The following is a 12219-nucleotide window of genomic DNA, read 5'->3' as shown; positions in this document are numbered from 1 at the left end:
GCAGTCGTCCAACAGCCCGGCTTCGGCCGGGCTTAGTCATTTCTGAAGCATCACAAACATCCCCTGCAGGCTCACGCCTACAGAGGATCAGCGTTTGACTGGAAATACGCGGTGCGCTCTTACACTATGGCGTCTTTAAGCATGCCCTCTTCAGGAACCCTCGCCATGTCCGATGACATCCACTTCTACGAACCCGCCAACGGCCACGGTCTGCCCCACGATCCGTTCAATGCCATCGTCGGCCCGCGCCCCATCGGCTGGATTTCTTCGCAGGATGCTCAGGGCCACTTGAACCTGGCGCCGTACAGCTTTTTCAACGCGTTCAACTACATCCCGCCAATCATTGGTTTTTCCAGCGTCGGGCGCAAAGACAGCCTGAACAACATCGAGCAGACCGGCGAGTTCGCCTGGAACCTCGCCACGCGCCCGTTGGCCGAGCAGATGAACCAGAGCTGCGCAATGGTCGCGCCGCAGGTCAACGAGTTTGAATTGGCGGGGCTGACGACGGTGGCATCAAAAGTGATTTCGGTACCACGGGTCGCCGAAAGTCCGGTGTCCTTCGAGTGCAAGGTCACGCAGATCATTCAATTGCAGCGCGCCGACGGCGAAACCGTGCCGAGCTGGCTGATCCTCGGCGAAGTGGTCGCCGTGCATATCGCCAAGTGGCTGTTGAAGGACGGCATCTACGACACCGCCGCGGCAGAACCGATTCTGCGCGGCGGCGGACCAGCGGACTATTTTCAGTTGGGGCCTGAGGCTCTGTTCAAGATGTGGCGTCCAGGCGCCAGCCAGTAACGCGTTACCAGACCAACTCGGCGTCAGCAGTGACGCCCTTGAGTTTATCCAGCTCATTGATGGCCGCCTCGTCGGCAGCGATGGCGCCGGGGAACACCTGATCATCCAGCAGTTTGTGAAAGCGTGGTGTACCGCCATCGACCAGGGCCTTGACCGCGATTGCCGCGTGATACCCCTTGTTGCCGCCCAACTCGACGGGGACGACTGCGGAGACTGCTTCGAAGTGTTCGAACTCTTTACGTGCCATGTCATACATCCCGGCTCAGACAAATAAGCCGGACATTAAACCCTCAACCGGCGAGTTTGTGTACCGGCACCGGGCATTGGCCAAGGGCTTGCGCGGCCGACACGTCCTTGAAGGTATGGAAATCCAGACTGTTGACCACCAGGTCCTGCACCAGCTCGGCGAAGATTTCCATCGACGGGCTGTTGAAATAACGGGTCATCATTTGCTGGCTGCTCCAGAAACCGGAGACCAGCCACAACTCGGGATCACATTGCGAATGCTGCAAGGCAAAGCTCAGGCAACCGGGGGCGGCACGGGACGGCTCGATCAACGCGCTCAGGCGTACACCGAGTTCCGCCGAGCGTCCGGCGCGCGCTCGAACGAAGGCCATGTGACTGACGGGAATCTGCTTGGACATGTTCAACCCTCCCAGGGAGTCGCGTGGCAGCCAGCGGACGGGCTGCGACAGGATCAAAGGTTAAGCGCCGAACACACCGCGCCGTTAGTCGATTCCTGCCGCCCTGTTGCACAATCCTGCGAGACTGCACACAGGACTTGTAACAACCTGTGAAACCGCGTCACACCGTTGTCATACGGCGTATCAAGCAAGTTTGCCGCTCTGCATCCTGCTGTGACTGAGCACGCCGGCAAGCCAATGCAGAATCAGGCAAGCATTTGACAGGATGTGTCTACCGCTCGCGCTTGCACAAACTTAAGCTCTGCTCCATTCCATCTCCCTTGCCGAGGATGCCGTGCATGACGTCATTCGATCGTTTTCAAGCCCAGCCTGATGCCGACATGGAGAAACAGCGCGAAGAACTGGCGGCGATCATCCGCCGCAACACCACCGACGATGGCAGTTACCAGACCGCCGTCGGCTCGCTGTTCATGTCGCGCCACACCCAGTCCCACAACTTCGCTCCGGTGCTCGCGCAGCCGGCGCTGTGCATCATGGCCCAGGGGCGCAAAGAGGTGCGGCTGGCCGACGAGTACTTCAATTACGACCCGCTGAATTATCTGGTGGTCTCGGTCTCGATGCCGCTGAGCGGGCGCGTGGTTAACGTTTCACCGGAAGAGCCGATCCTCGCCGTGCGCCTGGACATCGACCCGGCGGAAATCACCGCACTGATCGCCGATGCCGGCCCGATGGGCGTACCGACCCGGCCCACCGGGCGCGGTCTGTACGTTGAACGCATCGACGGCGCGATGCTTGACGCCGTGCTGCGCCTGGCCCGCTTGCTCGATGCACCGAAAGACATCGCCATGCTTGCGCCGCTGATTCGCCGCGAGATTCTCTATCGTCTGCTGCGCAGTCCGCAGGGTCATCGTTTGTATGAGATCGCGATTGCCAACAGCCAGAGCCACCGCATCAGCCAGGCGATCAAATGGCTCAACGGCAATTTCGAGCAACCTTTGCGCATTGATGATCTGGCGAAAGAAGTGAACCTCAGCGTCTCGACCCTGCATCACCGCTTCAAGGCGATGACGGCGATGAGTCCGCTGCAGTATCAGAAGCAGTTGCGCCTGCAGGAAGCGCGGCGCCTGATGCTGGCCGAGGGTCTGGAAGCCTCGGCGGCAGGATATCGCGTGGGCTACGAGAGCCCGTCGCAGTTCAGCCGCGAGTACAGCCGCTTGTTTGGCGCGCCGCCGTTGCGGGATCTGGCGCGGTTGCGGCTTTCAGTGTGACCGTTTAGAAGCCCCTCACCCTAACCCTCTCCCAGAGGGAGAGGGGACTGAATGGGGGATATTCAACAAGTACACCGACCTGAAAGTGTTTTGCCGAATCCATGATCGACTGGATTTTCCAGGTCGACGGATAACGCCAGACACCTCGGTCGGCTCCCTCTCCCAGAGGGATAGGGGACTGAATGGGGGATATTCAACAAGTACACCGACCTGAAAATGTTTTGCCGAATCCATCATCGACTGGATTTTTCAGGTCGATGGATAACGCCAGAAACCTCGGTCGCCTCCCTCTCCCAGAGAGAGGACTGAATGGGGGATATTCAACAAGTACACCGACCTGAAAATGTTTTGCCGAATCCATCATCGACTGGATTTTTCAGGTCGATGGATAACGCCAGACACCTCGGTCGCCTCCCTCTCCCAGAGAGAGGACTGAATGGGGGATATTCAACAAGTACACCGACCTGAAAGTGGTTTGCCGAATCCATCATCGACTGGATTTTTCAGGTCGATGGATAACGCCAGACACCTCGGTCGCCTCCCTCTCCCAGAGGGAGAGGGACTGAATGGGGGATATTCAACAAGTACACCGACCTGAAAATGTTTTGCCGAATCCATCATCGACTGGATTTTCCAGGTCGATGGATAACGCCAGACACCTCGGTCGGCTCCCTCTCCCAGAGAGAGAGGACTGAATGGGGGATATTCAATAAGTACACCGACCTGAAAATGCTTTGCCGAATCCATCATCGACTGGATTGTTCAGGTCGATGGATAACGCCAGACACCTCGGTCGCCTCCCTCTTCCAGAGAGAGAGGACTGAATGGGGGATATTCAACAAGTACACCGACCTGAAAATGCTTTGCCGAATCCATAATCGACTGGATTTTTCAGGTCGATGGATAACGCCAGACACCTCGGTCGGCTCCCTCTCCCCCCCGGGAGAGGGCTGGGGTGAGGGGCGATTCGGAGTCAGACCTCGCTCTAAGCCCCCAACACCCGACAAGCCTCCACCGGCAACGTCACCGACACCGGATGCCCGATCCCCAAACCAATCCCCTGACACGGCGTACTCAACGCGGTAAACGTCACCCCGGAACACTCCACCGTGGTCTCGATGGTCGCGCCGATATCACGCACGAACGTCACCTTGCCGAGCAGGCGATTGCCCGCCGTCGCCTGTGGTGCAGACAGTTGCAGGTCTTCGGGGCGAATCAGCATCTTCACCTTCTGCCCCACCACGATGCTGCTGCAGATCGGCACTTGCAGTGCATCGCCACCCGGCAGGCCGACTTTGCCATCGCCCAATGCCGTGGCCGGGAAGATGTTGCCCGAGCCAATGAAGTCAGCGACAAACTCGTTGGCCGGATGCCGATAAATTTCAATCGGCGTACCGACCTGCTGCACCTTGTGCTCGCCCAGCACCACGACAATATCCGCCATGGTCATCGCCTCACGCTGGTCGTGGGTGACCATGATCGTGGTGATGTTCAAGCGCTGTTGCAATTGGCGGATTTCCACCTGCATCGACTCGCGCAGCTTGGCATCCAGCGCCGACAGCGGCTCGTCGAGCAAGAGGATTTTCGGACGTGAAGCAATCGCCCGGGCAATCGCCACCCGCTGCCGCTGCCCCCCGGAAAGCTTCGCCACCGGACGGTCGATCATCGCTTGCAACTGGATCAACTCCAGCAACTCCACTACCCGCTTCTGCTGATCAGCCTTGCTGACGCCGCGCAATTTCAGCGGGTAGGCGATGTTTTCACCGACGGTCATGTGCGGGAACAGCGCCAGCGACTGAAAGACCATGCCGAAGTTGCGCAGGTGCGCCGGGGTCTGGCCGATGTCCTCGCCGTCCAGGCGAATTTCGCCGCCGCTGAGGGTTTCCAGCCCGGCGATCATCCGCAGCAAAGTGGTTTTGCCGCAGCCCGACGGGCCGAGAAAACACACCAGTTTGCCTTCCGGCAAATGCAGATTGACGTCTTGTACCGCGCACGCCGAGCCGTAGAATTTCTCGACGTTTTCCAGAATCAGACCAGTCATGTTGCACCTCAAATCAAAAGGAAACGCCGCCCTCGCCCACCAGCTTCTCCAGCGCCCAGATCAGGACGAAGTCGATCAGCACGATCAGCACGGCAAACGAGAACACGGTAGGGTCGAGCGATGACACGGTGCGGCTGTACATCCAGATCGGCACGGTCATGACGTCGATGGTGTAAAGGAAATAGGTCACGGTGAATTCGTTGAACGAGACGATGAACGCCAGCAGCATCCCCGCCAGAATCCCCGATTTCATCAACGGCACCACCACATCGACAATCGCCCGCAGCGGCGAAGCGCCAAGCATTCGCGCCGCCTCTTCGACTTCACTGCCGATGGAGAGCATCGCCGCGGTGCAGTTCTTCACCACGAACGGCAGCGCCAGAATCACGTGGGCAATTACCAGCCGCGAGGTGGTCAGGTGGAACGGCAGGCTGTCGAACACCAGCAGCAAGGCCAGGCCCAACACCACCATCGGGAACACCAGCGGCAGCGACATCAGTTGCAGCGCCACGGCTTTGCCACGGAACTCGCAACGGGTCAGCGCATAGGCGGCAGGCACCGCGATCAACGTGGCGAAGACCATGGTCAGGCACGACACCAGCAGACTGGTAGCCATGGCCTGGCCGAGGCTCAACACATCACTGGCATCCGGCGACACGAAGGTGTGCCAGGCCGCCTTGTACCATTGCAGGCTGTAGCTGCTCGGCGGGAAATCGAGGTTCGACGCCCCGCTGAACGACATGACGATCATGGTCAGGATCGGCAACACCGCCAACAGCAGAATGAAGCCGGAGAGGATCCCGGCGAACTTGCCGGTGTCGCCGGGCAACAGCGCCATGCGCTTCTTGGTCAGGGCACTCATTGCGAAGCCTCCAGCAGACGCCGACGACGGCCGGTGATGTATTCGGACAAAGTCATGATCGCCAGCGTGGTGACGATCAGCACCACCCCGGCCGCCGACGCGGCGGGCCAGTTCATCAGCGGCGCGATCTGGTCATGCACCATCACCGCGAGCATCGGCACACGACGGCCACCGAGCAGCAACGGCACGACAAAACTGCTGGCGTTGTAGGCGAACACCAGCGTCGCCCCGGTGATGATCCCCGGCAGACTCATCGGCAACACCACCTGACGGAACACCTGAAAACGACTGGCGCCCAGCGTTGCCGCCGCCTCTTCGTAGGTGCGCGCGACGCCGCGCATGGCGCTGGCAATCGGCAGCACGGCCAGCGGAAATGCGGTTTGTACCAGACCCATCAGCACACCGTTCTGGTTGTACAGCAACATGATCGGGCGCTTGATCAGGCCCAGGCCCATCAGCGCCTGGTTGAGCATCCCGCCCGGGCCGAGAATCACCAGCCAGCCATAGCTTTGCAGCAGCAGGTTGACCAGCAGCGGCAGGAGCACTGCCGCGAGAAAAATCCGCCGCAGGAACGGCGAGGTCAGGCGCGACATGGTGTACGCCACCGGGATCGCCAGCAGCACGGCAATCACCGCGCTGATCAGTGCCAGACGCAAGGTCAGCAGCAAGGATTTCAGGTAATAGGGTTCGAGCAACTGGGCGTAACTGGCCAGGCTGAACCCCGTCCACTCCGCGCCTTTGGTGCCGACGCTCATGCGCAACACCAGCAGGCTGGCGGCGATCAGCACGCCGAGAAACAGCATCGACGGCGTGAGGAAAAACCACGCCCGGGCGGTCGGCGAAACACCGCGCGCCGGGCGCACGCTGCCGGCGTCGACCGGTTGGCTCAGGGATTGATGTTCCATAGCAATGATCTCGTCAATGGAAGAACAACTGACGAACACAGCTCTCCAAACCACCGTGCCCCTGTGGGAGCTGGCTTGCCAGCGATCGCAATCTGTCAGTGACATCATTGTCGACAGGTAGGCCGTCATCGCTGGCAAGCCAGCTCCCACAAGGGTTTTGTGGTGTTTTGAAGGTTGGTGTTCGGCTCAGGAAGAAAAGATTTCCGTGTAACGACGAATCCATTGGTCATGCACGGTCGCCAAAAAGGCGTTGTCGTGCATGATCGCCTTCTCGGCAATCTGCTCCGGGGTGAGGATGTACGGGCTCTTGCGTGCTTCGGCGGAGATGATCGCCTTGGCGTTGACCGGGCCGTTGAAGATGTCTTCGGCCATCTTGCCCTGCACCAGCGGGTCGAGAGAGTGGTCGATGAAGGCGTAGGCCAGATCGGTGTCGCCGGGACGGTTCTTCGGCATCACCGACAGCATCAGGTCGGTGTAGAAACCTTCCTTCATGCCGAACGTGGCGCCGAGGCCGTAGTTCGGATCGCGGATCTGCTTGGGGAAGAAGGCCGGGGCGTACAAGCCGCCCATGTCCAGCGAACCGGTGCGGAACAGCTCGGCGATCTGGTTCGGGTTCTCGCCGAGGGTGACCACGCGATCCTTGAGTTCGGCAAGTTTCTTGAAGCCCGGTTCGATGTTGTGTTCGTCACCGCCGGCGAGTTTGGCGGCGATGATGATCAGGTCCATCGCCTCGGTCCAGTTCGGCGGCGGCAGGAAAATGTTCGGCGCCAGATCGGCGTCCCACAATGCCGCGTAACTGTTCGGCGCCTCTTTGAGCGTGCGGGTGCTGTAGACCAGGCTGTTGCACCACAGCAGGTAACCGATGCCGTGACCGTTGGCGCCCGTGCGGTATTTTTCCGGGACGTCGATCAGGTTGGGAATGCGGTTGAGGTCGGGTTTTTCCAGCAGTCCGGCGGCGGCCAGACCTTCGGCGCCGACCCCGGCCAGGGTGATGATGTCGTACTGCGGACGGTCACCGCCGGCCTTGAGTTTGGCGACCATTTCCGAGGTGCTGCCGGTGCGGTCGGCGATGACCTTGGCGCCGGTCTTGGCCTCGAACGTGGCGGCAATATTGCGCAGTGCGGCGAGGCCGGTGTCATCCGACCAGGTCAGCAAGCGCAGGGTCTTGCCGGCGAAACGTGTGTCGCTGGCAGAGGCCCGGATGAAGGGCATGCTCAGGGCCGCCGCCGCTACCGAGGCGACGCCGACGGTTTTAATGAATTGACGCCTGTTCAGATCATGCTCGCCCATGAAGGACTCCCTTTGTTCTTTTAAGTATGAGGTTGGTCGCAACCGTTGCATCCGCGCGGCCGGATCTGCTGCAGGCCTTGTTTTCAAAGGCCTGCAGCGCTGCCGACGGGTTCATCCTGAGGTCGTGCAATACACCTGACTATCGATAAAAACTCATCGAAGCCATGACACCGGCGCATGCCTCGTTGCGAGGCATGCGCTCCCCGTTTTCGGGCACTCAGAGCGCCCGGATCACGTGTTTGATTTCCTGAAATGCAGCCAGGCCCCACGGCCCCAATTCGCGACCGATGCTGCTCTGCTTGTAGCCGCCCCATGCCGTCTGCGGGAAGATCACTTGTGGCGCGTTGAGCCACACCAGCCCCGCCTGCAGGGCGTTGGCGACCCGCTCGGCAGTCTCGGCGTTACGCGTTACCACACTGGCGACCAGCCCGAACTGACTGTCGTTGGCCAGGGCAATCGCCTCGGCTTCGCTGCTGAAACTGCGCACGCAGAGCACCGGGCCAAAGATCTCTTCACACCACAACGCACTGTCGAGGGGCACTTCGGTGAACACCGTCGGCTGCAAAAAATAGCCGCGCGGCAGATCCGCCGGACGATTGCCGCCGCACACCAGCTTCGCTCCGGCACTCAGACCCCGGTCAATGTGGCCGAGCACCCGCTGGTATTGCGCCTGATTGACCAGTGCGCCCATCTCCACGTCCGGGTCGAACGGATCGGCTACGCGGATTTTTTCTGCACGGGCCTGCAAGCGGTTGAGGAATTCATCGGCCAGCTCATCGGCGACCAGCACCCGACTGGTGGCCGAGCACATCTGCCCGGCGTTGAAAAAACCGCCGCCGCAAGCCAACTCCACCGCCAGTTCAAGATCGGCATCTTCAAGCACCAACAGCGAAGATTTGCCACCCAGTTCCAGGCTCACACCTTTCACGGTTTCCGCAGCGCGTTGCATCACCTGGACGCCGACAGCGTTGCTGCCGGTGAAGGAAATCTTCGCAATGCGTGGATCAGCCGAGAGTGGCGCACCGACCGCCAGACCGGTGCCGCAGACCAGGTTGAATACGCCTTTGGGCAGGCCGGATTCGGCGATGATCGCCGCCAGTTCCAGCTCCGGCAGCGGCGTGACTTCCGACGGTTTGAGCACCACGCAGCAGCCGGCGGCCAGCGCTGGTGCGAGTTTCCACGCGGTGGTGACCATCGGGAAATTCCACGGCACGATCAGCCCGACCACACCGCACGGTTCCCGGCGCAGACGGGCGCTGAAATCGTCGCTGGGCAGCGCCACGTGACTGTCCAGTTGTGCGTCGAGGCCTTCGGCGAGTTCGGCGTAATACTCGAAGGTGGCGATCACGTCGTCGACGTCGATGGCCGCCTCGAATTGCGGCTTGCCGTTGTTGCTCGACTGCAACTTCATCAAATGATCGCGACCGTTGCGCACGCCATTGGCGATGTTGCGCAGGATCGCGCCACGCTCGGCACCGCTGGTTTTCGACCAGTCCTTGAATGCTTCCGTGGCAGCAGCGACCGCCAGATCGACCGCTTGTTCGTCACCGCCATTGACCGTGGTCAGCAGCGCTTCGGTGGCCGGGTTGATCACCCGCAGATGCTCGCAACCGGCGGACCATTGGCCATTGATGAACAGGCCATCGAGTGTGGTCGGGAAATTGATCATTTGGCCACCGCCTGCATCCATTGGGTCTGGTCGATTTCGATCAGGGTCGGGCCCTGACGATCGGTGGCGGCGCGCAGCGCGCCGCGCAGTTGTTCGACCGAGCCGATTGCCTCGGCAGCGCAACCCAGGGCCTTGGCGACGCCGATGAAGTCCGGGGTGTAGATGTCGACGCCGACCGGCTCGATGGCGCGGTTGACCATGTACTTCTTGATCTCTTCGTAACCCTGGTTATTCCACAGCAGGACGATCACCGGAGTGCGCGCTTCGACCGCGCTGGCCAGTTCCGGCAGGGTGAACTGCAAGCCGCCGTCACCGATCAGGCACACCACCGGCGCACGGGCGCCATCCTCAATGCTGCCGCCGAGCCACGCGCCAATGGCCGCCGGCAAGGCGTAACCGAGGGTGCCGTAACCGGTGGACGAGTTGAACCAGCGCCGTGGTCGTTCCGGGTTGAAGGTCAGGTTGCCGGTGTACACCGGTTGCGTGGAATCGCCGACGAACACTGCATCCGGCAACTCGTGCAGGACGGTTTCGAGGAAGCGCGTCTGCGCCAGGGTTGGCGCATCCCAGCTCGCGGCCAGATCGTCGCGCAAACGCGCAGCGCGCACCTGGCCCCAATCGTTGCGGCGCTCGGCCAGAGGTTGGAGCGACAAAGCACTGAGCAACGCCTGTGCAGCGTTGCGCGAGTCGGCGACCAACGCCACGTGTGGCGGATAGTTGCGCACGGTCTGATCGGCGTCGATGTCGATGCGCAGCAGTTTGCCGGGGATTTCGAAACCGCCGGCGAAGGTCACGTCATAATCGGTTTCGGCCAGTTCGGTGCCGATCGCCAACACCACGTCGGCATCGGCCACCAGTGCGCGGGTCGCGACCAGGCTTTGTGTCGAGCCGATCAGCAGCGGATGGCTGGACGGCAGCATGCCTTTGGCGTTGATGGTCAGCGCCACCGGAGCGTCGAGCAATTCGGCCAGTTCGGTGAGTTCGGCGGCGGCGTCGATCGCACCGCCACCCGCGAGAATCAATGGTCGTTGTGCGCCGGCCAGCAGCTCGCTCATGCGGCTCACGGCGGCGGGGGCGGCACCGGCGCGGTCGATGTTGACCGGGACGCTGGCGAGCAATTCATCGGCCTCTTCCACCAGCACGTCCAGCGGAATCTCGATGTGCACCGGACGTGGACGCCCGGCCTGGAACAGCGCAAACGCACGGGCCAGTACGCCCGGCAATTCCGCTGCGGACATCAAGGTATGAGAGAACGCAGCGACGCCACCGACCAACGCACTCTGGTTCGGCAGCTCGTGCAGCTTGCCGCGACCGCCGCCCAACTGGCTGCGCGTCTGCACGCTGGAGATTACCAGCATCGGGATCGAGTCGGCGTAGGCCTGGCCCATCGCGGTGGTGATGTTGGTCATGCCCGGACCGGTGATGATGAAGCACACCCCCGGTTTGCCGCGGGTACGCGCATAGCCGTCGGCCATGAAACCGGCGCCCTGCTCATGCCGTGGAGTGACATGGTTGATGCTCGAACGGGCCAGCCCGCGATACAACTCCACGGTGTGCACCCCGGGAATGCCGAACACCTGCTCGACCCCATAATTTTCGAGTAACTTGACCAGTACTTCGCCACACGTCGCCATGTCGATTGCCCTTCTTGTTTGTTCAATACGCCGTGCCAGTGTGGGAGCGAGCGTGCTCGCGAAAGCGGTGTATCAGCCACATTGATGCTGAATAGAAAACCGTATTCGCGAGCAAGCTCGCTCCCACATTGATCCGGGTGGAATGGGCTCATTGAACGGGCGGCAGGTAGCGGCAACAATCGATTAAAAGTCATACTAGCCATGTCCTCACGTCATACCTTGGATCCACATGAAACGACTGCCTCCCCTGCCCGCCCTGCACACGTTTCTGATCACCGCGCAGTGCTGCAACTTCACGCGGGCGGCCGAGCAGTTGCACATCACCCAAGGGGCAGTGAGCCGGCAGATCGCCGGTCTGGAAGAGCATCTGGGTTATGCGTTATTCATTCGCCTGGCCCGGGGCCTGGAGCTGACCGCCGAAGGGCGTGAATGGCTGCCCCGGGTGGAGAAGGTCTTCGGCCTGATCAGCGAAGCCACCGAGCAGATTGGTCTGAAGCGCGAAACCCTGCAGCTCAAGGCCCCCAGCTGCGTGATGCGCTGGTTGGTGCCGCGCCTGCTGCAATGGCAAAAGGAACGCCCGGACGTGCCGGTCAAATTGACCACCACCCTGGCCCACGGCGTGGACTTTCAGCGCGAGCAGTTCGATGCCGCGGTGATCTACGGCACCCCGCCGGACAATTCATCGACCGCCCTGCACCTGTTCGATGAGCAACTGACACCGGTCTGTTCACCCGCGTTACTGAAGGGCTCTGCGGCGCTGACCGAACCGACCGATCTGCAACAGCATCTGCTGCTGCACCCGACCCGCGACACACAGGACTGGACGGTGTGGCTGAACGCTGCCCAATTGCAGTTGAGCAACGTCAACATGGGCCAGCATTTCGAGACGCTGGATCAGGCAATGTCGATGGCGTCGCATGGGACAGGGGTAGCGATTGGCGACTGGTCGTTGATCGGCGACGACCTGCGCGCCGGGCGGCTGGTGATGCCGTTTGAATTGAAGGTGAAGACGGGGCTGGGCTACTACGTGGTGATGCCGCAGGGTGGGGAAGCGTCGCCGCAGTTGGAGGAGTTGATGATCTGGCTGGTGGAGCAGGCGCATACCCGCTGA

The 12219-nt window shown here is 61.2% G+C and carries 11 protein-coding genes; 3 read left to right on the top strand and 8 right to left on the bottom strand.

Annotation, left to right across the window (positions count from 1 at the left end):
- The first annotated feature begins 165 nt into the window (after positions 1 to 165).
- Entirely contained in the window at positions 166 to 795 is a 630-nt protein-coding gene (locus K5Y35_RS13940; RefSeq protein ID WP_123466337.1) for a flavin reductase family protein, read from the top strand.
- Positions 796 to 799: 4 nt separating this feature from the next.
- On the opposite strand, the gene K5Y35_RS13935 is transcribed toward K5Y35_RS13940, so the two are convergent.
- Positions 800 to 1042, bottom strand: a complete 243-nt coding sequence (locus tag K5Y35_RS13935) for a hypothetical protein (protein WP_222834422.1) — start codon at positions 1040 to 1042, stop codon at positions 800 to 802.
- A 43-nt stretch (positions 1043 to 1085) separates the two neighbouring features.
- Positions 1086 to 1439: a putative quinol monooxygenase gene (locus K5Y35_RS13930; protein ID WP_123466335.1), complete on the bottom strand. Its 354-nt coding sequence runs from the start codon at positions 1437 to 1439 to the stop codon at positions 1086 to 1088.
- 338 nt (positions 1440 to 1777) lie between these two features.
- Between K5Y35_RS13930 and K5Y35_RS13925 the strand changes: the two genes are divergently transcribed.
- The gene (locus K5Y35_RS13925) at positions 1778 to 2707 is read left to right on the top strand and encodes an AraC family transcriptional regulator (RefSeq protein ID WP_123466332.1); all 930 of its coding nucleotides are present in this window, start codon (positions 1778 to 1780) and stop codon (positions 2705 to 2707) included.
- A 985-nt stretch (positions 2708 to 3692) separates the two neighbouring features.
- Here the strand turns inward: K5Y35_RS13925 and K5Y35_RS13920 are convergent.
- The 6 genes from K5Y35_RS13920 to K5Y35_RS13895 form a co-directional block, all read right to left on the bottom strand.
- Positions 3693 to 4748: an ABC transporter ATP-binding protein gene (locus K5Y35_RS13920; RefSeq protein ID WP_222834421.1), complete on the bottom strand. Its 1056-nt coding sequence runs from the start codon at positions 4746 to 4748 to the stop codon at positions 3693 to 3695.
- Positions 4749 to 4761: 13 nt separating this feature from the next.
- Positions 4762 to 5610 (bottom strand): ABC transporter permease, encoded by an 849-nt coding sequence (locus K5Y35_RS13915; RefSeq protein WP_123466328.1) that lies wholly within the window; start codon positions 5608 to 5610, stop codon positions 4762 to 4764.
- Positions 5607 to 6515 (bottom strand): ABC transporter permease, encoded by a 909-nt coding sequence (locus K5Y35_RS13910; protein WP_123466326.1) that lies wholly within the window; start codon positions 6513 to 6515, stop codon positions 5607 to 5609. The genes K5Y35_RS13915 and K5Y35_RS13910 overlap by 4 nt, the downstream gene beginning before the upstream one ends.
- A gap of 186 nt (positions 6516 to 6701) precedes the next feature.
- On the bottom strand, positions 6702 to 7805 hold the full coding sequence (locus K5Y35_RS13905; protein WP_123466324.1) for an ABC transporter substrate-binding protein: 1104 nt from the start codon (positions 7803 to 7805) through the stop codon (positions 6702 to 6704).
- A 217-nt stretch (positions 7806 to 8022) separates the two neighbouring features.
- Complete coding sequence (locus tag K5Y35_RS13900) at positions 8023 to 9474, bottom strand: aldehyde dehydrogenase family protein (RefSeq protein WP_222834420.1); 1452 nt, start codon at positions 9472 to 9474, stop codon at positions 8023 to 8025.
- Positions 9471 to 11108 (bottom strand): 5-guanidino-2-oxopentanoate decarboxylase, encoded by a 1638-nt coding sequence (locus K5Y35_RS13895; RefSeq protein ID WP_222834419.1) that lies wholly within the window; start codon positions 11106 to 11108, stop codon positions 9471 to 9473. The genes K5Y35_RS13900 and K5Y35_RS13895 overlap by 4 nt, the downstream gene beginning before the upstream one ends.
- 229 nt (positions 11109 to 11337) lie before the next feature.
- Here K5Y35_RS13895 and K5Y35_RS13890 point away from each other — a divergent pair, with 229 nt between their 5' ends.
- The gene (locus K5Y35_RS13890; protein WP_123466318.1) at positions 11338 to 12219 is read left to right on the top strand and encodes a LysR substrate-binding domain-containing protein; all 882 of its coding nucleotides are present in this window, start codon (positions 11338 to 11340) and stop codon (positions 12217 to 12219) included.

The organism is Pseudomonas sp. SC3(2021) (genome assembly GCF_019856535.1).
Lineage (GTDB): Bacteria > Pseudomonadota > Gammaproteobacteria > Pseudomonadales > Pseudomonadaceae > Aquipseudomonas > Aquipseudomonas monsensis.
The sequence above is the reverse complement of the archived record's forward strand: the minus strand, read 5'-3'. Positions and strand labels throughout refer to the sequence as shown.